Raw genomic sequence first — 21,746 nt, 5'->3', positions numbered from 1 at the left:
TCAGATCGGCAGGCCGACGACGAAACGCGCGCCAAGCGGCTCCGAGGTGATGTCGGCCTCGGTCGGGCGGATGTTCTCGGCCCAGATCACGCCGCCATGCGCCTCGACGATCTGCTTGGAGATGGCGAGCCCGAGGCCCGAATTGTTTCCAAAATCGTTCTCTGGGCGCTGCGAATAGAAGCGCTTGAAGATCTTCTGCAGCGCCTCTTCGGGGATGCCGGGGCCGGTGTCCTCGACCACCACCAGCACGCGGTTGTCGCGGCGGCGGGCCCAGACGCGGATCGCATCGCCATCCTCGCAGAAGGAGATCGCATTGGTGATCAGGTTGACGAAGACCTGCGCCAGACGCGGCTCCAGCCCGTTGATCGGGATCGGCTTCTCGGGCAGGTCGGCGATGAACTCGATGCCCTTCTTGCGCGCGTCCTCGCCAAGGAACTGGCTGAGATTGCCCAGCATCTCCAGAAGGTTGAACTCCTGCTCCTCTTCCTTGACCAGCTCGGAATCGAGCCGCGAGGCGTTGGAGATGTCCGACACCAGCCGGTCGAGGCGGCGCACGTCGTGTTCGATCACGTTGAGCAGCTTGTCGCGGTGCTCTTCTTTCTTGACGATGCGCAGGCTGCCGATGGCCGAGCGCAGGCTGGCGAGCGGGTTCTTGATCTCATGCGCGACGTCGGCGGCGAATTGTTCGTTGGCGTCGATCCGGTCGTAAAGAGCGGCGACCATGCCGCGCAGCGCGCCCGAAAGGCGACCGATCTCGTCGGGGCGGGCCGTCAGGTCGGGAATGCGGATACGGCGCGAATTGCCCTGCGACTTGTTGCGGTCGCGGCCGATTTCGGCGGCATCGGCGAGGTCCGAGATCGGGTTGGCGATGGTCGAGGCCAGCACGAGGCTGAGGCCGATCGAGACCAAGGTGGCGATGACGAACATCTGCAGCACGCGCTCGCGCTCGGCGCCAACCGCTGTGTCGATCTCGGGGGCGGGCGCCACGAGGGCGACGCTGCCGATCACATTGCCCGACTGCACGATGGGCGCGAAGGCGGTGAACAGCGTCTCGGCCATGGTGCCGGTGCTGGCCTCCACCCGCGCCACGGCGGGATCGCCCGCCTCCAGTTGCTGGCGCAGCTGATCTTCGAGACCCAGAGCGGTCTCTTCCCGGAAATAGGCGAACAAGCCCGAAACCCCGCGCCAGAGCCGGTCGAGGAAGTCGGAAATGATGGTTTCACGCCCTGCGGGAGCGCTGGCAGCGGGCGGGCCGCTCACCTCACCGACGAGGAAATTGCCGCTGTCAAAGACCATGACCTGCGCGCCGCGCCGCAGGTTCAGCCCGTCGAGCGTGGCCGCCACGTCGACGCCATCGGACGTGCCGAGGCTGACCGGAGCGCCCTCGGGCAGCTGCAGTTCGAACATATGCGAGATCATCTCGGCCTGCGCCAGCGTGGCGTCGGCGCGTTGCAGCGCCAGCGTGTCACGCGACGAGTTGAGCCAGAGAATCCCCGCCGCCAGCACGTTCAGGGCGATGAGGTTGAAGGTGATGATCTTGCGCGTGAGCGGCGAGCGGTTGAGCGAGAACAGCGAGCGGCGGGCCCGGCTGTCGCGCAATTCCTTCTCGACCGTGCTGTCCGGGGCGACCCAATCGTCGCCCAGCACAACATCGGCGTCCGGTCGCTCGCCCGACTTTTCGTCGCGCATCAACATCCTCTCGGCCAGGGCCATCGGTTACTCTTCGTTGTAACGATACCCGATACCGTACAGGGTTTCGATGGCGGAGAAATCCGCATCAACGGTCCGCATCTTCTTGCGCAGCCGCTTGATGTGGCTGTCGATCGTGCGGTCGTCCACATAGACCTGATCGTCATAGGCCACGTCCATCAACTGGTCGCGCGATTTGACGAAGCCCGGACGCTGCGCCAGCGCCTGCAGCAGCAGGAATTCGGTCACGGTCAGCGACACGTCCTGACCTTTCCAGCTCACCGAGTGGCGCAGCGGGTCCATGGTCAGCGAGCCGCGGGTCATCAGCTTGGTTTCTTCGGTGTCCCCTACCACCTCACCAGCCTGAGCCTCCTGACGGCGCAGCAACGCGCGGATCCGCTCGACCAGAAGGCGCTGGCTGAACGGCTTTTTGACGTAGTCGTCGGCGCCCATACGCAGCCCGAGCACCTCGTCGATCTCATCGTCCTTGGATGTCAGGAAAATCACCGGCATGCGCGACTTCTGACGCACGCGCTGCAGCAGATCCATCCCGTCCATACGTGGCATCTTGATGTCGAAAACGGCCATGTCGGGCATCTTCTTGCTGAACGCATCCAGCGCAGATTGCCCGTCATTATATGTCTCGACTTCAAACCCTTCCGCCTCGAGTGTCATGGACACGGATGTCAGGATGTTCCTGTCATCGTCCACCAGGGCGATTTTAGACATAGCACTTCATCCTTGTACTGCTCTGTAAAAGCCTTCTTTTTCCGCGCACTATGCGGAGTTTCGGATTGCGCAACAATCCCCCACGGCGAATCAGTCCAGAGCTGCGACTTAATTGCAGCGGAAATTGCGTAACGAATGGCTAAAATGTCTCACCCATCGCGCGCAACTGCCATGTCGCTGACCGATGGTAACGCTAGCCGAACCGGGTGCTAACGCTAAAGCTATTTTGGTTGCGCTAACTCAATGGATGCGTCCTGTTCTTGTCCGTTCCCAGCATGTTAAAGCCACTGTTACCGGTGGCGGGCGCTGCCGGTGGACGGCCTCCCATGCGCCGCCCCGATTGACTACCGCCGCCGATTATCGCGGCTACAGGAGCTTGGCAGATGACATTTGGACGGGTGAACCCGCAATTCCGGCTTGAAGATCAAGGGATCGAAGGGCTGGGCAATGTCTATTACAATCTTATGGAGCCCGCGCTGATCGAGGCTGCCCTGAAGCGCGGCGAAGGCACGCTGGGCAAGGGCGGTGCCTTCTACGTCACCACCGGCAAGTTCACCGGCCGCTCGCCGCAGGACAAGCATGTGGTCAAGACCCCCTCGGTGGAAGACAACATCTGGTGGGAAAACAACCGCGCCATGTCGCCCGAGGGGTTCGACGTGCTGCACGCCGATATGCTCGAGCATATGAAGGGCAAGGACTACTACGTTCAGGACCTCACCGGCGGCGCCGACCCGGCGCATTCGATCAAGGTCCGCATGGTGACCGAGCTGGCATGGCACGGCCTCTTCATCCGCCACATGCTGCGCCGCCCCGAGCGCGAGCAGCTGGATGAGTTCATCGCCGACTTCACCGTCATCAACTGCCCCAGCTTCAAGGCCGACCCCAAGAAGCATGACTGCCGGTCCGACACCGTCATCGCGCTGAACTTCGACAAGAAGACCATCCTCATCGGCGGCACCGAATACGCCGGCGAGAACAAGAAGTCGGTCTTCACGCTGCTGAACTACATGCTGCCGCTCAAGGGCATCATGGCGATGCACTGCTCGGCCAACCACGCGCCGAACAACCCGGTCGACACCGCCGTCTTCTTCGGCCTGTCGGGCACCGGCAAGACCACCCTCTCGGCTGACCCCGAGCGCGTGCTGATCGGCGACGACGAGCACGGCTGGTCCGACCGCGGCACCTTCAACTTCGAAGGCGGCTGCTACGCCAAGACGATCAACCTGTCGGCCGAGGCCGAGCCCGAGATCTACGCGACCACCTCGAAGTTCGGTACGGTGATCGAGAATATGGTCTTCGACGAAGAGACCTTCGAGCTCGACTTCGAGGACGACAGCCTGACCGCCAACATGCGCTGCGCCTACCCGCTCGAGTATATCTCGAACGCGTCGTCCACCGCGCTTGGTGGTCATCCGAAGAACATCATCATGCTGACCTGCGACGCCTTTGGTGTGCTGCCGCCGATCGCGCGGCTGACCCCGGCGCAGGCGATGTACCACTTCCTTTCTGGCTTCACCTCGAAGGTGGCGGGCACCGAGCGTGGCGTGACCGAGCCGCAGCCGACCTTCTCGACCTGCTTCGGCGCGCCCTTCATGCCGCTGCGCCCGGAAGCCTACGGCAACCTGCTGCGCGACAAGATCGCTAAGCACGGCGCGACCTGCTGGCTGGTCAACACCGGCTGGACCGGCGGCGCCTATGGCACCGGCCACCGCATGCCGATCAAAGCGACCCGCTCGCTGCTGCATTCGGCGCTGAACGGCTCGCTGGCGAAGGCCGAGTTCCGCAAGGACCCGAACTTCGGCTTCGAAGTGCCGGTCTCGGTCGAGGGCGTGCCCGAACTGCTGCTCGATCCGCGCCGCACCTGGTCGGACAAAGAGGCCTTCGACGCGCAGGCCGAGAAGCTGGTCAGCATGTTCGCCGAGAACTTCGCGCAATATGTGCCTTACATCGACGATGACGTGAAAGCCGCCGCGATCGGCTGATGCGCCATCTCGCGCTCCTTCTGCTGCTGGCCGGTCCCGCGTTTGCCGGGGCCGGCCCTTCTTTTGCCGGATCCTCCGAGATGGCCGGGCAGAGCTTTTCCACCGCGCCGATGCAGCTGCTCGAGCGCGGCGTGATCTGCCAGATCACCGCCGAGGGCGCGCGCCCCGCGCCGGAGACCGAACAGGGGGTGATCAACCTCGTCGAGCCGGGCCGACGCATAGACGTCGCCACCGCGGTCGTGCCCGCCGCCCTTGGGATCAGTTTCGGCATCCGCTTCATGCTCGCCGACGACGCGCCGCCCATGGCGCTGCGCGTGGTGGTCACCCATCCGCCCATGGGATCACGCGCCATCGAGCGGGAAAGCTGGGTCACCAATGCCGTGCCCGGCGCGCCGGGGCTGAGCCTTTTCACCTTCGAATATCCCTACGAGATGGTTGAGGGCGCCTGGACCATGGCGCTCGAGGCGGGCGGCGCGCGGCTGCTCGAGCAGCATTTCACCGTGGTCCCCGCCGAGGCCGCCGCCCCAGTCCTCGCAGCCTGCGCCGGCCCCGCGCCCATGTCCTGAGCCGTTGTCCTGAGCGCCCGCCCGGACCTTCATCTTTCCCCAAATACTCAAAACCCGCCGGGCCTCGGCCCCGCGCAGCCTTCATTGTTCCCAAAATACGCAAAACCCGGCTCCGCCAGCCCGCGGAACGCCTGGGTTTCTTCCCCGAACCGCACACGTCTGACCGCGATTTCATCCACAGGGCCCGCGCCGGAGTCATCTGTCTGAAAAGACTCGCAACCTTGCTTCCCGCGGCCTCGCGACTCCCCAAGCTTGCCCACATGTGGGGACGCTTCATCTTGATTAAATAACAGATCACTCCACAACTTATTGCGGGTGTCGCGAACATTTCGCTTTACATGAACGCCGCGCCACAGGCACCATATGTAGTAAGAGACAAGGGGTTGCCCCCAAATCTCTAGAGCAGGCACCTAGCTTTAGGGACGCTGCCGAGCCCCAAAGCTACAACCATAAGAGGTGGCGCATGGCACTGTCCGAAGAATTTCTGGGCGAAGAACTTCACCCGATCGATATCGTCGAGACCCTCGCCGAACATAACGAATGGGACTTCGACCGCGTGGCCGAAGATCAGATCGCCATGGCGGTCGAGGGCCAGTGGCGGACCTATTCGATCACGCTGGCATGGTCGCCCTATGACGAGACGCTGCGGATGATCTGCAGCTTCGAGATGGAGCCGCCAGAGGACTCGCTGCCCGAGCTTTACACCGGTCTCAACAGCGTCAACGACCAGTGCTGGGCGGGCGCCTTCAGCTACTGGCCTGACGCCAAGCTGATGGTCTACCGCTACGGTCTGGTTCTGGCCGGGGGTCAGGTGGCCAGCGCCGAGCAGATCGACACGATGATCGGCGGCGCCGTGGCGGCCTCCGAGCGCTACTACCCCTGCTTCCAGCTCATCGCATGGGCTGGCAAGACGGCGGGCGAGGCGCTGCAGATCGCCATCGCCGAGGCATACGGCCGGGCCTGACCGGCACGGGAAAAGCGCCGGGGGTCAGCCGATCAACCGATCAACTGATCCCCAAAGCGGTTTCCTTGAGCATCTCCGCCGAGGCGCGCAGCGCCTTGGCCTCGCCCGGGTCGAGCGCGGGCATGAGCGTCTCGACCACACCATCGCGGCCCACTACGCGCGGCAGGCTGAGCGCGACATTCTCCACCCCCTCCACCTGCGGCGTCACCACCGAGACCGAGAGCACCGACCGCTGGTCGTCGCGCACCGCATGGACGATGCGCGCCAGACCCGCGCCGATGCCATACCATGTGGCGCCCTTGCCCTCGATGATCCGATAGGCGGCGCGGCGCACCGCTTCGTCGATCTCGGCGCGCACCGCATCGGTGATCGGCGCGCGCACCTGATCGGCGAACTCGTCCAGCGACAGCGCCCCGGCGCGCGCCGAAGCCCAGCTCAGCACCTCTGAATCGCCATGCTCGCCCAGCACATAGGCATGCACCGACTGCGCCGCGATCCCCAGCTGCCCGCCCAGCAGCGAGCGGAAGCGCGCGGTGTCGAGGATCGTGCCAGAGCCGATCACCTGCCCGGTCGGCAGGCCCGAGGCGCGCAGCGCCACTTCGGTCATCACGTCCACCGGGTTCGAGGCGACCAGCAGCAATGCCTTGGGCGCCGCCTTCTGCACGCCTTCGATGACCTGCGCAAAGACATCGGCGTTGCGCGACAGCAGGCTCAGGCGGCTCTCTCCGGGCTTCTGCGCGACGCCCGCGGCAAGGATGACGATCTCGGCGCCGTCCAGCTTCTCGTAGCCGCCCGAGCGCACCTGACAGGGGCTGGCGAAGGGCACCGCATGGGCAATGTCCTCGGCCTGCGCGCGGGCCAGCGCCTCGCTTTTGTCCACCAGAACGATCTCGCTCGCGCCGCCGCGCAGCGCCAGTGCATAGCCCGCTGCCGAGCCGACCATGCCCGCGCCGACGATTCCGACTTTCATGGCTCTCTCCTTTTCCCCGAGTTTCCCCGTCTACTGGCGGCAGCTTGGCACGCGCCGGTGACAGGACCAAATCGCGCGCAGAGGTTTTGACGAGAAGGCCCATGCTTTTCACCGCGTTGCCCAGAGCGCGCGCAGGGAGAGGCGGGGGCGGGCCTGACGCATGGACACCGGGGGCAGGGCGGCTATAGTGCCGCTTTCCGCAGGCAATGAGGGCAGAAGATGTCGGAAGAGGTGAAGGTCGGGATCATCATGGGCAGCCAGTCGGACTGGCCCACGATGCAGGAAGCGGCGCAGATGCTCGACGAGCTAGGCGTGGCCTATGAGGTCAAGATCGTCTCGGCCCACCGCACGCCGGACCGGCTGTGGACCTACGGCAAAGAGGCTGCCGGGCGCGGCCTGCAGGTGATCATCGCGGGCGCTGGGGGTGCGGCGCATCTGCCGGGAATGATGGCCTCGAAAACCCGTGTGCCGGTGATCGGCGTACCGGTGCAGACGCGGGCGCTTTCGGGTGTCGACAGCCTTTATTCGATCCTGCAGATGCCGCGCGGCTTTCCCGTGGCGACCATGGCGATCGGCGCGGCGGGCGCGGCCAATGCCGGGCTGATGGCGGCGGGCATCCTTGCGCTGCAGGACCCGGCGCTGGCCGAACGGCTCGATGCTTGGCGGCAGGCGCTGTCGGACTCGATCCCCGAAGAGCCTGTGCGGGACTGAGCTTTCAGTAGAACGAGCCGGGCGAGCGTCGGCCCGTGGGGTGGCGCTGCAATGATTGAGGTCGGCGCTTTATGGCTGCCACGTCCGCGCGATATCGTTCCGGTGCTCTTGGGTGATCAAGCGCCAGCCCGCCCGGACGGGCCGGCGCTCGCCCGGCGGCCTGCGGCCTTGCTCCGGGCGTCGGCGCGTTTTGCCTCCGCTTTCCATGCAAACGGGTGTTGCAAGCGGGGCCAATCCGCAGGAAAAGCGGCAAAACCCCGAACCGCGCAACGGAGGCCCCCATGTCTGACGCTCTTCCCCAAGGTGCAACCATCGGCATTCTCGGCGGCGGACAGCTGGGACGGATGCTCTCCGTCGCGGCCAGCCGCCTCGGCTATCGCACGCATATCTTCGAGCCGGGCGCCCAGCCTCCTGCCGGTCACGTGGCCGATGCGGTGACCACCGCCGCCTATGACGACAAACCGGCGCTGACCCGCTTTGCGGAAGCGGTGGACGTGATCACTTATGAGTTCGAGAACATCCCCACCGAGGCACTCGACACGCTGCAGGCGCTGCGCCCGATCCGCCCCGGCCGCGAGGCGCTGCGGGTCAGTCAGGACCGGATGACCGAAAAAGAGTTCCTGCGTGATCTCGGGCTGCGCACCGCGCCTTTCGCCGCCGTGGACACTGCCGAGGATCTCAACAACGCGCTGGAGCTGATCGGCACGCCGGGCATCCTCAAGACCCGCCGCTTCGGCTACGACGGCAAGGGCCAGGCGCGGATCAAGTCCAAGGACGATGCCGCGGACGCTTTCGAAGCGATGCAGGGCGCGCCGTCAATCCTCGAAGGCTTCGTCGAGTTCAGCCATGAGGTCTCGGTGATCGCCGCGCGCGGCGTGGACGGCGAGGTTGCCTGTTTCGATCCCGGCGAGAACGTGCACCGCGACGGCATCCTGCGCACCACCACCGTGCCTGCGCGTCTCACCCCGGCGCACCGTCAGGACGCCATTCTGCTGGCGGGCCGTATCCTCAATGCGCTCGATTACGTCGGCGTCATGGGCGTCGAGCTGTTCGTCTGCCCCGACGGGCTGGTGGTCAATGAGATCGCGCCGCGGGTGCACAACTCGGGCCATTGGACGCAGAACGGCTGCACCGTCGACCAGTTCGAGCAGCACATCCGCGCGGTCGCGGGCCTGCCGCTGGGCGACGGCGCGCGCCACAGCGACGTGCAGATGGAAAACCTCATCGGTGCCGATATGGACCGCGTGCCCGAACTGCTGCGCGAGACGGACACCGCGCTGCACCTCTACGGCAAGGCCGAGGCCAAGCCGGGCCGTAAGATGGGCCACGTCAACCGCATCGTGCGCGGCGGCTGAGCCCTTTGACGCACCAAGGCGGGCGCTTCAGCTGAAGAAGCGACCGGCCACATCCCCCGACATATAGGCCACGCGCCCCCCGGCGAGGGTCGCCACGATGCGCCGCGTCGCCTGCTCGCGGATGATCAGATCGGCGCGCAGCCCTTCCTCGATCCGGCCCCGGTCGGTCAGTCCGAGCAGCCGCGCCGGCCCTTCCGAGACCAGCCGCCACGCCGCCGCCTCGTCCAGCAGCCCAAGCTCGACACAGCGCCACGCGGCGCGCGCCGGGGCGGGGTAGTGGTAATCCGAGGCCAGCGCGTCGCACAGGCCCATGCCCACCAGATCAAGTGCCGAGACATTGCCCGCATGGCTCGCGCCGCGCACCACATTGGGCGCGCCCAGCACGATGAAATCGCCAGCCTCGCGCGCCGCCTGCGCCGCCTCCACCGTTTCGGGAAATTCCGAAACGCGCGCGCCGCGGTTGCGCCAGTCTGCGCGGCCTCCGGCGGTGCGGTCGTCATGGCTGCCCATGGTCACGCCGCGCGCCGCCAGACGGGTGGCGAGTGCATCCAGCGCGCCCGGCACCTCGTCGCCGCGTTCGTGCAGACCCATCATCAGCGCCAGATGCGCCTCGGGGCTGCGGCCACTCTTGAGCGCCTGCCCGGTGAGCCGCGGCGGCTTGCGGCCCTCCGCCAGCCGCTGGTGCGGTAGATGGTCGTTGAACACCACATAAGAGATGCCCCAGCGCGCCACCGCGTCTTCGGCCCCGGCAAAACCATCAAGGAAATGCGTCTCGAGCCGCAGTTGCAGGCGCAGGTCCACGGGCACGGTCGGCGCCACCTCCGAGACCGCGGCAAAGACCTCCTCGGCGAACTCCGGCCCGCGCATCCCGCCTTCCCACGACCAGAACTGCGCCAGCGCAGCGGTGGTGATGCCGCAGGCGGCCAGTTCCGACGCGCAGGCCAGCACACCGCTCTCGCGCTCGCGCAGCGCGCCCCGTCGCGGTGCCATGTGCCGCTCGAACCCATCGCCATGGGCATCGACGATGCCCGGCAGCACCTCAAAGCCCGACAGGTCCACCGGCTTGCCCGCCGCACCCGCGTGCAGCAGCCCGCCGCAGATGGAGAGCGGCGCATCGCTCCAGCCCTCGGGGCGCAGGGTGCGGGCGTTTTGGAAGCACAGATCGAGCACGGGGCAGGGACCTTTCGATGGTGATGTGAGGGCGGGGCGGGCTCGGCGCTTGAGATACGCGCCCGCCCGGCCCTATGAAAGGGGCAAAAGGACAGGCAGCCCCATGCAGAAATCTCCCCGTCTCGCCGCCCGCGCCGTGCTGCTGCACGAGGACCGCCTGCTGCTGGTCAACGCATGGCCCGGCGGCACCAGCGATCTATGGTGCGCCCCGGGCGGCGGCGTCGAACCCGGTGCCTCGCTGCCCGAGAACCTCGCCCGCGAGCTGCGCGAGGAAACCGGGCTGGAGGTGAAGGTCGGCCCGCCCTGTCTGGTGAACGAGTTCCATGACCCCAAGAGCGGCTTTCATCAGGTCGAGATCTTCTTTCGCTGCCGCATCGCCGCCGGGGTGATCGACCACGGCTGGCAAGACCCCGAGGGCGTGGTGACCGAGCGCCGTTTCGTCACCCGCGACGAGATGCAGGCGCTGCGCTTCAAACCCGACAGCCTGCCGCATGTGGCATGGGGCAGAGGCTTCGGCTACGACCCGCTGGAATTGATCCAGCAATGAGCGCGCGACCGCTGGACCGCGCCTTGCCTGCCGCATAACGTGCCCCCATGCTTGCCTATGCGCTCAAACGTCTGACCGCGCTGGCGCTTTCGCTTTTGGCGGCGTCGCTGGTCATCTTCCTTGTGGTCGAGGTCGCCCCGGGTGATCCGGCCAGCTACATGCTGGGCATGAACGCGCAGCCCGATACGGTGGCGGCGCTGCGCAGCGAGCTTGGCCTCGACCTGCCGAAATGGCAGCGCTACCTGTCGTGGCTCGGCGGCATGCTCTCGGGCGATTTCGGCACCTCCTACACCTATCGCACCCCCGTCGCGCAGATGGTGGCGGACCGGATCATCGTGTCGCTGCCGCTGGCGCTCTATGCGCTGGCGCTTTCGGTGCTCATCGCCTTCCCCGCCGGGATTTACGCTGCCGCCCGCCGCGGCAAGCCGGGCGATGCCGGCGTCATCGGCGCCACCCAGCTTGGCATCGCCATCCCCAACTTCTGGTTCGCCATGCTGCTGGTGCTGCTCTTTGCGCTGAAGCTGCGCTGGTTCAGCGCGGGCGGGTTTCCCGGCTGGGACGACCCGCTGCTGGCGCTGAAATCGCTGACCCTTCCGGCGGTGGCGCTGGCGCTGCCGCAGGCGGCGATCCTCGCGCGGATCATGCGCAGTTCTCTCATAGACATCCTGTCGGAGGATTTCATCCGCACCGCCCGTGCCAAGGGGCTGTCGCGGCGGCAGGCGCTGTGGCGGCACGGGCTGCGCAATGCGCTCATTCCGGTGCTGACGATCCTCGGGCTGCAGTTCTCCTTTCTGCTGGCGGGGGCGATCATCATCGAGCAGGTGTTCTTCCTGCCGGGCCTCGGGCGGCTGATATTCCAGTCGATCACCCAGCGTGACCTCATCGTGGTCGAATCGGTGGTCATGCTGCTGGTCTTCGCGGTGATTGCGGTGAACTTCCTGACCGACATGGCCTATGCGCTGGTCGATCCAAGACTGAGGCGCGCGCGATGAGACCCTCGCTGATCCTCGGCGCCGCGCTTACCCTCACCTTCGCGGGCGCGGCGCTGCTGTCCTTCCTCTGGACCCCTGGCGACGTCGAGGCGGTGAATATCGCCGCCCGGCTGCAGCCGCCTTCGGCCGCGCATCTGCTGGGCACCGATCACCTTGGCCGCGACATGCTGAGCATGATCATGACCGGCGCGCGCACCTCGCTGGCGGTGGCGCTGGTGGCGGTTGGGCTGGGCATGGGTCTCGGCGTGCCGCTGGGCCTTGCCGCCGCCGCGCGGCAGGGCGGCTGGCTCGACGAGCTGGTGATGCGCACCAATGATCTGATCTTCGCCTTCCCCTCGCTGGTCATCGCGATCCTGATCACCGCGATCTTCGGCCCCGGCGCGCTCAACGCGATCCTCGCCATCGGCATCTTCAACATCCCGGTCTTCGCCCGTCTGACCCGCGGCGCGGCGCTGAGCTTCTGGCGCCGCGAGTTCATTCTCGCCGCCCGCGTCGCCGGAAAAGGGGCGCCGCGCATCAGCTTCGAGCATATCCTGCCCAACCTCGCCAACCTGCTGATCGTGCAGGGCACCATCCAGTTTTCGCTGGGAATTCTTGCAGAGGCCGGCCTCTCCTACGTCGGCCTCGGCGCGCAGCCGCCGGTGCCCAGCTGGGGCCGTATGCTGTCCGATGCGCAGACCATGGTGGCGCTGGCGCCGCATGTGGCCATCGTTCCGGGTCTCGCCATCGTGCTGACCGTGCTCGGCCTCAACCTGCTCGGCGACGGGCTGCGCGACGCCCTCGACCCCCGCCTGAGGCCCTCGCGCGCATGACCGTTTCTTCCTCTTGGCGAAAATATCCCGGGGGTCCGGGGGCAGCGCCCCCGGTCCGGCAGGCAGCACAGGCGCTGCTGGAAACCCGCGACCTGACTCTCTCCATCGGCGGAACCCCCATCCTGCAGGGCGTCTCGCTGCGCCTGCAGCCCGGCGAGATCCTCGCGCTGACCGGCGAGTCCGGCTCCGGCAAGTCGATGACCGCGCTTGCGGCCATCGGGCTTCTGCCCGAGCGGGCCGAGACCTCTGGCCAGCTGCTGCTGCAGGGCCAAGACCTTCTGGCCCTGCCCGAGCGCGATCTCTGCGCCCTGCGCGGGCGCGAGGTGGGGATGGTGTTTCAGGAGCCGATGACCGCGCTCAACCCGGTCCAGCGCATCGGCGATCAGGTGATGGAGACGATCCTGATCCACAAGGCCATGCCGCGCGACGCCGCCCGCGCCCGCGCCGCCGAGGTGATGGCCCGCGTTGGGCTCGATCCTGCGCGCATCCCGCCCACGCGCTACCCGCATGAGCTATCCGGCGGCCAGCGCCAGCGCGTCGGCATCGCCATGGCCATCGCGCTGCGCCCCAAGCTGCTGATCGCCGACGAGCCCACAACCGCCCTCGACGTGACCACGCAGGCGCAGATCCTCGATTTGCTCACCGGGGTGGTGCGCGAGGAGGGCATGGGCCTGCTGATGATCACCCATGATCTTGCGGTGGTGGCGGGCATGGCCGACCGGATCGCGGTGATGAACGAAGGACGCATCGTCGAGCAGGGCCCCACGCGAGAGGTCCTGACCGAGCAGCGCCATCCCTATACCCGGCAGCTCTTCGAGGCGTCGCGGCATCAGCCCGAGCTTGCGCCGGTCACGGCGGGCGAGACGATGCTGAGCGTTGCGGAGGCGGTTCGCGCCTACCCGCTGCCGCGCCAGCGCCTTTTCGCGCCGCGCGGGCAGTTTCGCGCGGTGAAAGGCGTCAGCTTCGACATTCGCCGCGGCGAAAGGGTCGGGCTCGTGGGCGAGTCGGGCTGCGGCAAGTCCACGCTCAGCCGCGCGATCCTCGGGCTGGAGCCCTTGCAAGAGGGGCAGATCACCCTCGACGGCAAGCCGATCCTCTCGCATGGAAAGCCCGACCCCGTGATACGCCGCCGCGTGCAGGTGGTGTTTCAGGACCCCTATGGCTCGTTCAACCCGCGCCACAGCGTCGGCCGGATCATCGCCGAGCCCTTCCACCTGCTGCCGGACCCGCCGAAAGGCGCGGCGCGGCAGGCGGCCATCGCCGGAGCGCTCACTGCCGTGGGGCTGAAGCCAGAGCACGCCGATGCACCGATCCACGCATTCTCGGGTGGGCAGCGCCAGCGTATCGCCATCGCCCGCGCGCTGATCATCGAGCCCGAGCTGGTGATCTTCGACGAGGCGGTCTCGGCGCTCGACGTGCGGGTGCGGGCGCAGATCCTCGATCTGGTGGCGGATCTGTCGCGCGCGCGGGGCCTCAGCTATCTCTTCGTCAGCCATGATCTTTCGGTGGTGCGCGGTATCACCGACCGGGTGCTGGTGATGCGCGAAGGCGAGATCGTCGAGCGCGGCGACACAAGCGACGTGTTTGACAATCCCCAGCACTGGTATACCAAATCTCTCATGGAGGCGGCGCCGCGATTGCCGGGGCCGGAGATGGGAGGAGATGACGATGCCGGAGGGGAGCCCCTTTGACAGCGCCCGCGTGCTTATTGGCGGCACATGGCGCGAGACCGCGGACACGCTGCCGCTGAGCGATCCGTCCACGGGCGAGGAGATCGGACGCATCGCCCGCGGCGGCAAGGCAGAGATCGACGAGGCCGTGGCCGCAGCGCAGGCGGCGCTCGACGGGGAGTGGGGCGCGATGACCGCGCTGGAGCGCGGGCGCATCCTCACCCGCATCGGTTTGCTGGTGCTCGAGAATGTCGACATGCTCGCCCGGATCGAGGCGCAGGACGTGGGCAAGCCGCTCAGTCAGGCGCGGTCCGATGCGGTGGCGCTGGCGCGCTACTGCGAGTTCTACGGTGGCGCGGCGGACAAGATCCACGGCGGGACGATTCCCTATCTGGACGGCTACACGGTCTACACCCTGCGCGAGCCGCATGGGGTCACGGGCCATATCGTGCCGTGGAACTACCCGATGCAGATCATCGGCCGCTCGGTCGGTGCGGCGCTCGCCATGGGCAATGCCTGCGTGCTGAAACCGGCCGAAGACGCCTGCCTGACGGCGCTGCATTTCGCCGATCTGGCGCAGCAGGCGGGGCTTCCGGCGGGGGCGCTCAACGTGGTTCCGGGGCTGGGGTCCGAGGCGGGGGCGGCGCTGTCGTCGCATCCCGGCGTGCAGCACATGAGCTTCACCGGCTCGGTCGCCACCGGCGCCGCCGTGCAGCGCGCGGCGTCGGACAATGTGATCCCGGTGACGCTGGAGCTGGGCGGCAAATCCCCGCAGTTGGTCTTTGCCGATGCCGATCTCGATGCGGCGCTGCCCTTCTTGGTGAATGCCGGGCTGCAGAACGCCGGGCAGACCTGCTCGGCCTCCTCGCGCATCCTCGTGCAGCGCGAGGTGCTGGACGAGGTGATGAGCCGCATGGCCGCCGCCTATGAAGCGAAACTCGTCGGCCCCGCCATGGAGGACCGCGACATCGGCCCGCTGATCAACGCAACCCAGAAGCGCCGGGTCGAGGGGTTCCTGAAACAAGGCGCCGACCTGCCGGTGCTGGCGCGCGCGCGGCTGGCCGAGGGGCTGCCCGAGGGTGGCCACTACGTGGCGCCCTGCCTCTATGGCCCTGTTCCGGCGGATCACGCGCTGGCGCAGGACGAGGTTTTTGGCCCGGTGCAGGTGATCATCCCCTTCGACGACGAGGCCGAGGCGCTGCGTATCGCAAATGGCACCGAGTATGGGCTCGTCGCCAGCGTCTGGACCCGCGACGGCGCGCGGCAGATGCGGCTCGCCAAGAAGCTGAAGGCCGGGCAGGTTTTCCTGAACAACTACGGCGCCGGGGGCGGGGTCGAATTGCCCTTCGGCGGGGTTGGTAAGTCCGGCCACGGTCGGGAGAAGGGCTTCGAGGCGCTGTATGGTTTCTCGGTGCTGAAGACAGTGGCGGCGCATCACGGCTGAGCCTGCGGTTGAGGATTTGAGGGAGGAGACAGGAATGAGACTGGACGGGAAAACCGCCATCGTGACCGGCGCGGGCTCGGGCTTTGGTGCGGGCATCGCGCGGCGCTTCGCGGCAGAGGGCGCGCGGGTGATGGTCGCCGACATCAATATGGAGGGGGCCATGGAGGTGGCGTCCGAGTTCGGCGGCGTGGCGCATGAGGTGAATGTGGGTGACGGCGCCTCGGTCGAGGAGATGGCGGTGCGCGCCGGGGCCGAATTGGGCCGGGTCGACATTTTGGTGAACAACGCCGGGGTGACGCATCTGCCGGGCTTCATGGAAGAGATCAGCGAGGCGGATTTCGACAAGGTCTGGGCGGTGAACTGCAAATCGGTCTATCTGACCTCCCGTGCGCTCGTGGCGGGGATGAAAGAGCGCGGCGCGGGCGCGATCCTCAACATCGCTTCGACGGCGGGCGTCTCGCCGCGACCAAAGCTCAACTGGTACAACGCCTCGAAGGGCTGGATGATCACCGCGACGCGCGCCATGGCGATCGAACTGGCCCCCTTCGGCGTGCGGGTGAACGCGCTGAACCCGGTGGCGGGCGACACGCCGCTGCTCAAGAGCTTCATGGGCGAGGACACGCCGGAAATGCGCGAGAAGTTCCTCTCGACCATTCCCATGGGGCGCTTCTCGACCCCCGAGGATCTGGCCAACGCGGCGCTTTACCTGTGCTCGGACGAAGCCTCGCTGGTGACCGGCGTGTGCATGGAAGTGGACGGCGGGCGCTGCATCTGAAGGTGGCGTCGGTGGGGGCGCTGCCCCCGCCGCGGCTGCGCCGCGACTCCCCCAGCGTATTTTGAAAGAGAAGAAGACGGACCGGCGCGCTTATTACTGGCCCTTTTCAGCAGGCCATCGGCGGCATAAGGCCTTTCATTGTTCGCAAAATACGCAAAGGCGCGCCTGCGACAGCGGGCGCCCTTGTTTTTTGCTGCAGCGCAGCAAATTATCAACCAGTGGCTGCAAGGAGTGGTTTCATGCGACCCGGTCCCCTCAATCTGATCACCGATGTCCCCGGCCTCAGGGTCGGCAATGCCGAGGATTCGCTGCTCAAGTCCGGCGTGTCGGTGGTGACCGCAGAGGCGCCGATGGTGGCCTCCGTTTCGGTCATGGGCGGCGCGCCCGGCACGCGCGAGACCGATCTTCTGGCGCCTGACAAGACCGCGCCGGGGGTGGATGCGCTGGTGCTTTCGGGCGGCAGCGCCTTCGGGCTGGCGGCGGCGCAGGGGGTGATGGATGCGCTGCACGAAGAAGGGCGCGGCTTTGAGGTGTTCTCGGCCCGCGTGCCGATCGTGCCCGCGGCGATCCTCTTCGACCTGCTCAACGGTGGCGACAAGCACTGGGGGGTGAACCCCTATCCCGCGCTGGGGCGGCAGGCGCTGGCCAATGCCGGAACCGAGTTCCGGCTGGGCTCGCGCGGGGCGGGCTGCGGCGCGCAGACCGCGCAGCACAAGGGCGGGCTGGGCTCGGCTTCGATGGTGCTGGAGGGCGGTATCACCGTCGGCGCGCTGGTGGCGGTGAATCCGATGGGCAGCGTGATGACCCCCTCGGGGCGGCATTTCTGGGCCGCGCCCTTCGAGGTGGGCGACGAGTTCGGCGGTCTCGGCACCGAGCCGGCGAAGGGCTTTCACGACATGCCGCAGAGCCGCAAGGTCGGAGCGATGGCGGCGCTCGGGAACACCACGATCGCGGTGGTCGCCACGGATGCGCAGCTCGACAAGGCACAGGCGCATCGCATGGCGGTGGCGGCGCAGGACGGGATCGGGCGGGCCATTCACCCGGCACATTCGCCGATGGATGGCGATCTGGTTTTCGCCTGCGCCACCGGACGGCAGGCGCTGATCGAACCTTCGCTGCAGCTGGCGCAGATCGGCCACGCCGCGAGCCTGTGCCTCGCGCGGGCCATCGGTCGCGCGGTCTGGGAGGCGCGCCCCGCGCCCGGCGACACCTTGCCGACGCTGCGCGAGGAGCTTGGTCTGTAGCGGGCGCCTTTGACGCGCCTGAGGCTCAGCGCAGGATCGGCGGGCTGTCGGGGTCGGACCCGGGGGCGATGCGCTCCACGCGCGCGGGCTCTTCGATCTGTGGCAGGTCGAAGCGCAGGCCGACGCGGGTGAGGCTGGCGGCAAGCTCATCGCTGTCGCGCAGGAAGATCACGTCGAGCGCCCCGGCCTCGATGCCGGAAAACACCAGCGCCTCGTTCACCGCGCGCGCCAGCGCGTCCTCGGCACCCGGAAGCGTGCCTGCAAAGGCGAGGATATGCCCGCGCCCGCCGCCCTCATAGCTGGCACCCGCCAGCCATGCGCAGCGGGCAAACCCCGCAGCGGTGGCCAGTTTGGTGTCGAGCGCCTGCAGCAGCGCCTCGGGCAGGCCGCCGGGCTGCGACACTTCCTCGATGCGCGCCTCGCTTTCCGAAGGGCCGTGGCCAAGCGTTGCCGCCAGCCAGTCCACCGCCTCGGGGGGCAGCAGGGTGGAGGCCTCGGAAACCTCGATGTTCACCGCCAGCCCGATGCCCTGACCCGCGAGCATATTGGCCACGGCGCGGCCTGAGAGCGCGGCATAGGGCGCGGCACGCCCGACGAATTGCGACAGACGCTCTTCGCGGTCGAAGACCAGCACGAAGCGCGCATCGCCGAGGTCGAAAAGCTCGGGTTCGATCTGGGCGCCGTCGATTTCCTTGGTGAGCAGCAGATAAAGCTCGCCATCGGCGAGGCGCTCGTAAAAGCGCAGGCGGGCGTTGTCGTCCTCGGGCGCGGCTTCCATCGCGGTAAGGGCGGCGTCGAGCGGTGTGGTGGTCATGTCAGTACCTCGCGGACACGGGCGCGCAGGACCGGCAGAAGCTCGTCCTCGAACCACGGATTGCGTTTGAGCCAAGCCGTATTGCGCCAAGACGGATGGGGCAAGGGGCAGGCGTCCGGCATGTGCGCGCGCCAGCCCGCCACGGTCTCGGTGACGCCGCGTTTCGTGCCGAGGTGATAGCGGTGCGCGTGGCCCCCAACGTAGAGCCGCAGCGGCAGCGGGCCGAGCGCGTCGAACAGCGGATCATGCCATGTGGCGCGGCAGATGGGCGGCGGCGGCAGATCCGCGCCCTTGGCGTCATAGCCGGGAAAGCAGAAGGCCATGGGGACGATGGCGATGCGGCTCTGATCCCAGAACTCCTCTTCCGATAGCCCGAGCCACGCGCGCAGCCGGTCGCCCGAAGGGTCGTTGAAGGGCCGTCCGGAGGTATGCACCCGCATCCCCGGTGCCTGCCCGGCGATCAGCAGCCGCGCGCCGGGGCGAAACCATGGCACCGGGCGCGGCGCGTGGCGGGTGGCGGTGGCGGCGAAGCGGTCGGCGCAGAGGCGGCAGGCGGCGATGCGGGCGTGAAGGGCGCTGAGGCTTTGAGACATGGCACAGAGGTAGGCGTTGGCGGCCAGTGCCGCCAGTAGCAGGGCCGCTTAGGTGACCTCGGCGGCCTCAAGGTGGTCGCAGAGCCGCCCATAGAGCCCGAGGCGGCGGCAGATGCGGTCGAGCTTGGACTTCAGCCCGGCGTTGCCGATGGTGCTCCACTGGTGCTGGCGCAGGCCCCAATAGGCGGCGCTGCGGCGGCCCAGCGGCGCGCGTTCGGCGCGGCTGAGCAGGAACTCCCCGCCAGCGGTGAACTCATAGGGATGCAGATAGATGTGCGGCGGCAGACCTGCGTTCTCGCAGCCCGACAGCAGCCGGTCGGCGAAGGCGGCGGGGAAGAGTTTGAGATAGGACCCGCCGAGCTTCATCTCTGGCAGCCCTTCGAAGGGCGGGGCCGAGTAGATCGGCAGCAGTCTCAGCGTGGTCAGCCCCATGCGCTTGCGAAAGGCGCGGACCTCGCCCCGGCTTCCGGCAAAGAACGAGGAATCATAGGTGAAGTGCCGCTCCACCGCGCGGTATTGCGCCGGGTCCGACTTCTCGATGCGGAACTTGGGGGCGCGGAAGCCCTGCACCGGGGCGTTGGCGGCCTGCTCCAGCGCGGCCTTGGCGCGCTGCAGGTTGCGCTCGACCTCTTCTGCGGACTGGCTGCGCAGCTCGTCGTGGAAATAATAGTGGCAGGCGACCTCATGCCCGTCCCCGGCGATGCGCCCGATCAGGTCGGGCAGCTGGTCGGCGATGATCCCGGTGCAGAAGAAGGTGGCGCGCACGCCTTGGTCGCGCAGAAAGCCATCAATGCTTTCATACCCGGCCCAAAGCGCGTCACCGCGCAGCGGCCCGGTCTCCCACAGCCCCAGATCGCGTTTCAGATCATGGGCGAAATCTTCGAAGTCGATGCTGAGAAAGAGGTCGGGATCGGTCATTCCAGCGCCTCGCGGGTGACGATATAGGGGCCGATCACCAGCGCATCGACGCCGGAGGCGCGGAAGGTGGCCAGCGCGTCGGCGGGGCTGTGCACGATGGGCTCTTGGATATTGAACGAGGTGTTGAGCAGCACCGGCACGCCGGTCAGCTCGCCAAAGCGGGTGAGCAGAGCGTGATAAAGCGGGTTGGCCGCCGCCGAAACGCTGTGCACGCGGGCGGTTTGATCCACGTGAGTCACTGCCGGAATCGCTTCGGCTTTGTCGTCGCGCACGCGGGCGACGATGTTCATATAGGGGCTGGGCTGGTCGATCTCGAAGAAGGTGCTGGCGGCCTCCTCGGCGACGCTCGGGGCGAAGGGGCGGAAGATCTCGCGCTTCTTGATCTTGCGGTTGAGCTCTTCGCGCATCTCGTCGCGGCGTGGATCGGCAAGGAAGCTGCGCGATCCCAGCGCGCGGGGGCCGAACTCGCTGCGGCCCTGAAACCACGCGATCACCAGCCCGTCGGCCAGCATCTGCGCGGTATTGCTCACCAGCGCATCCTCTGGCAGCGCATCCGGCACTGGCAGGCCCGCGGCGCCGATGGCGCTTTCGATCTCTGGCACGCTGTAGCCGCGGCCCAGATAGGGGGCGCGCACCGGCTCTGGTGCGGCGCTGATCCCGCGCGCGGCGAGATCGGCCATCGCCGCGCCGATGGCGCAGCCAGCGTCATGCGGGGCGGGCGGGATGATGATTTCGTCAAAGACGCCCTTGGCCAGCAGCTTGCCGTTGGCGGTGACGTTGAGCGCGCAGCCGCCCGAAATGACCAGCCGCCGCAGATCGGGGTGGCTGTCGCGCAGCGGGGCGAGCAGATGCTCCACCGCATCCTCATGGACCTGCTGCACCGAGGTCGCCAGATCCACATGGCATTGCTCGGGTTCGGCATCCAGCGCGCGGCGCGGGCCGAAATGCCGCTCCATCTCCTCTGGGAAGATACCCTTCAGCGCGGCGTGATAGTCGCACAGCCGCGTGTTGAGCGCGTAGCGGCCGCCGGGGAGCAGGCGCAGCGCGTGTTCCCGCAGGGCATCGCGATAGACCGGTTTGCCGTAGGGCGCGAGCCCCATCATCTTGTATTCGCCCTCGAGCATCTTGAAGCCGAGGTAGCCGGTGAACACGCTGTAGTAATGGCCGAGCGAATTGGGCCAGCGGTGGCGCGAGATCATCTCGCGCTTTCCGTCCCGCACCACATGCAGCACGGTCGAGTTCTCTTCGCCGCCGCCGTCGTAGGAGAGCGAGACGAAATCATCCCAGTCGCGCATCGCCTCGGCGTAAAGCTGGTGGCACAGGTGGTGGTCGTGAAAGCTGATCTTCGCCGCGATGGGGCCAAAGCGGTCGCGCAGCAGGCGGCGCAGGCGGAAAAGGTCGCTCCACGAACCGGAAACCTCGCCATCGGGCGTGTCGGGCGCGCTGACGAACATCTGCCGGGCCCGCGCCGCGATGGCGCTGCGCGCATGCGGCGAGCCCGCCATTTTGCGCAGGGTGCCGAAGCCGCGGGTGGCAAGGCGCCACGGCTGCCAATAGACGGCGATATGGTCGATCTGGGCGGCGGTGATCCCCGCCATGGTGAGGCATTCGTCGATCGCCAGCCAAGGGAAGCCGCCATCGTTCTTGATCCGGCTCAGGCGCTCATTCTCTACGGCGGCGACGAGCTGCCCCTCGTGAAAGAGCGCGGCCGCGCTGTTGTCCATGGTCGCGAGGCCAAGTGTGTAGCTCATGCGCTATGGGCTCCTGCCGTCCTTCGTTCTAGGCGAACCATACATGCTTC

The 21,746-nt window shown here is 67.3% G+C and carries 20 protein-coding genes; 12 read left to right on the top strand and 8 right to left on the bottom strand.

Annotation, left to right across the window (positions count from 1 at the left end; all coding sequences use genetic code 11):
• Together AYJ57_RS06490 and AYJ57_RS06485 are read right to left on the bottom strand one after the other, a co-directional pair.
• Positions 1-1,713 carry a sensor histidine kinase gene (locus tag AYJ57_RS06490; RefSeq protein WP_083191169.1) on the bottom strand — a complete coding sequence of 571 codons (1,713 nt, stop codon included), beginning with the start codon at positions 1,711-1,713 and terminating at the stop codon, positions 1-3.
• A 3-nt stretch (positions 1,714-1,716) separates the two neighbouring features.
• Entirely contained in the window at positions 1,717-2,418 is a 702-nt protein-coding gene (locus AYJ57_RS06485; protein WP_066102839.1) for a response regulator transcription factor, read from the bottom strand.
• A gap of 383 nt (positions 2,419-2,801) precedes the next feature.
• Between AYJ57_RS06485 and AYJ57_RS06480 the strand changes: the two genes are divergently transcribed.
• From AYJ57_RS06480 to AYJ57_RS06470, 3 genes are all read left to right on the top strand, one after another.
• Entirely contained in the window at positions 2,802-4,400 is a 1,599-nt protein-coding gene (locus AYJ57_RS06480) for a phosphoenolpyruvate carboxykinase (RefSeq protein WP_066102836.1), read from the top strand.
• Positions 4,400-4,966, top strand: a complete 567-nt coding sequence (locus tag AYJ57_RS06475; RefSeq protein WP_237220203.1) for a DUF3859 domain-containing protein — start codon at positions 4,400-4,402, stop codon at positions 4,964-4,966. Before AYJ57_RS06480 ends, AYJ57_RS06475 begins: the two co-directional genes overlap by 1 nt.
• Before the next feature lie 463 nt (positions 4,967-5,429).
• Positions 5,430-5,930 carry a YbjN domain-containing protein gene (locus AYJ57_RS06470; protein WP_066102830.1) on the top strand — a complete coding sequence of 167 codons (501 nt, stop codon included), beginning with the start codon at positions 5,430-5,432 and terminating at the stop codon, positions 5,928-5,930.
• Between the two features lie 40 nt (positions 5,931-5,970).
• Here AYJ57_RS06470 and AYJ57_RS06465 read toward each other — a convergent pair whose 3' ends face one another.
• Positions 5,971-6,900, bottom strand: coding sequence for an L-lactate dehydrogenase (locus tag AYJ57_RS06465; RefSeq protein ID WP_066102828.1), 930 nt, complete (start codon positions 6,898-6,900; stop codon positions 5,971-5,973).
• A 219-nt stretch (positions 6,901-7,119) separates the two neighbouring features.
• On the opposite strand from AYJ57_RS06465, the gene purE reads away from it, so the two are divergent.
• Both purE and AYJ57_RS06455 read left to right on the top strand, forming a co-directional pair.
• Complete coding sequence (gene purE, locus AYJ57_RS06460) at positions 7,120-7,611, top strand: 5-(carboxyamino)imidazole ribonucleotide mutase (RefSeq protein WP_066102825.1); 492 nt, start codon at positions 7,120-7,122, stop codon at positions 7,609-7,611.
• 281 nt (positions 7,612-7,892) lie between these two features.
• Complete coding sequence (locus AYJ57_RS06455; protein WP_066102822.1) at positions 7,893-8,966, top strand: 5-(carboxyamino)imidazole ribonucleotide synthase; 1,074 nt, start codon at positions 7,893-7,895, stop codon at positions 8,964-8,966.
• Positions 8,967-8,993: 27 nt separating this feature from the next.
• Here AYJ57_RS06455 and AYJ57_RS06450 read toward each other — a convergent pair whose 3' ends face one another.
• Positions 8,994-10,136: an alpha-D-ribose 1-methylphosphonate 5-triphosphate diphosphatase gene (locus tag AYJ57_RS06450; protein ID WP_066102820.1), complete on the bottom strand. Its 1,143-nt coding sequence runs from the start codon at positions 10,134-10,136 to the stop codon at positions 8,994-8,996.
• Between the two features lie 103 nt (positions 10,137-10,239).
• Here AYJ57_RS06450 and AYJ57_RS06445 point away from each other — a divergent pair, with 103 nt between their 5' ends.
• From AYJ57_RS06445 to AYJ57_RS06415, 7 genes are all read left to right on the top strand, one after another.
• Positions 10,240-10,683 carry an NUDIX domain-containing protein gene (locus tag AYJ57_RS06445; RefSeq protein ID WP_066102817.1) on the top strand — a complete coding sequence of 148 codons (444 nt, stop codon included), beginning with the start codon at positions 10,240-10,242 and terminating at the stop codon, positions 10,681-10,683.
• A 47-nt stretch (positions 10,684-10,730) separates the two neighbouring features.
• Entirely contained in the window at positions 10,731-11,675 is a 945-nt protein-coding gene (locus tag AYJ57_RS06440) for an ABC transporter permease (RefSeq protein ID WP_066102814.1), read from the top strand.
• Positions 11,672-12,487 carry an ABC transporter permease gene (locus AYJ57_RS06435; RefSeq protein ID WP_066102811.1) on the top strand — a complete coding sequence of 272 codons (816 nt, stop codon included), beginning with the start codon at positions 11,672-11,674 and terminating at the stop codon, positions 12,485-12,487. The genes AYJ57_RS06440 and AYJ57_RS06435 overlap by 4 nt, the downstream gene beginning before the upstream one ends.
• Positions 12,484-14,178: a dipeptide ABC transporter ATP-binding protein gene (locus AYJ57_RS06430; protein ID WP_083191168.1), complete on the top strand. Its 1,695-nt coding sequence runs from the start codon at positions 12,484-12,486 to the stop codon at positions 14,176-14,178. Before AYJ57_RS06435 ends, AYJ57_RS06430 begins: the two co-directional genes overlap by 4 nt.
• Positions 14,156-15,601 carry an aldehyde dehydrogenase family protein gene (locus tag AYJ57_RS06425; RefSeq protein ID WP_066102808.1) on the top strand — a complete coding sequence of 482 codons (1,446 nt, stop codon included), beginning with the start codon at positions 14,156-14,158 and terminating at the stop codon, positions 15,599-15,601. Before AYJ57_RS06430 ends, AYJ57_RS06425 begins: the two co-directional genes overlap by 23 nt.
• A gap of 34 nt (positions 15,602-15,635) precedes the next feature.
• A complete protein-coding gene (locus tag AYJ57_RS06420) occupies positions 15,636-16,376 on the top strand; it encodes an SDR family oxidoreductase (RefSeq protein WP_066102805.1) in 741 nt (246 codons plus the stop codon).
• Between the two features lie 239 nt (positions 16,377-16,615).
• Positions 16,616-17,620, top strand: coding sequence for a P1 family peptidase (locus tag AYJ57_RS06415; RefSeq protein WP_066102802.1), 1,005 nt, complete (start codon positions 16,616-16,618; stop codon positions 17,618-17,620).
• 25 nt (positions 17,621-17,645) lie between these two features.
• On the opposite strand, the gene AYJ57_RS06410 is transcribed toward AYJ57_RS06415, so the two are convergent.
• The 4 genes from AYJ57_RS06410 to AYJ57_RS06395 are packed head-to-tail and all read right to left on the bottom strand — an operon-like array spanning position 17,646 to position 21,696.
• Positions 17,646-18,434 (bottom strand): SseB family protein, encoded by a 789-nt coding sequence (locus AYJ57_RS06410; RefSeq protein WP_066102799.1) that lies wholly within the window; start codon positions 18,432-18,434, stop codon positions 17,646-17,648.
• Complete coding sequence (locus AYJ57_RS06405) at positions 18,431-19,027, bottom strand: uracil-DNA glycosylase family protein (protein WP_066102794.1); 597 nt, start codon at positions 19,025-19,027, stop codon at positions 18,431-18,433. The genes AYJ57_RS06410 and AYJ57_RS06405 overlap by 4 nt, the downstream gene beginning before the upstream one ends.
• Before the next feature lie 48 nt (positions 19,028-19,075).
• A complete protein-coding gene (locus AYJ57_RS06400; RefSeq protein WP_066102792.1) occupies positions 19,076-19,945 on the bottom strand; it encodes a polysaccharide deacetylase family protein in 870 nt (289 codons plus the stop codon).
• Complete coding sequence (locus tag AYJ57_RS06395) at positions 19,942-21,696, bottom strand: carbamoyltransferase family protein (protein ID WP_066102788.1); 1,755 nt, start codon at positions 21,694-21,696, stop codon at positions 19,942-19,944. The genes AYJ57_RS06400 and AYJ57_RS06395 overlap by 4 nt, the downstream gene beginning before the upstream one ends.
• Positions 21,697-21,746 lie beyond the last annotated feature (50 nt).

This window comes from Salipiger sp. CCB-MM3 (assembly GCF_001687105.1).
GTDB lineage: Bacteria > Pseudomonadota > Alphaproteobacteria > Rhodobacterales > Rhodobacteraceae > Salipiger.
Note: the sequence above shows the minus strand (reverse complement) of the source record. Positions and strands in the feature narration are given on the sequence as shown.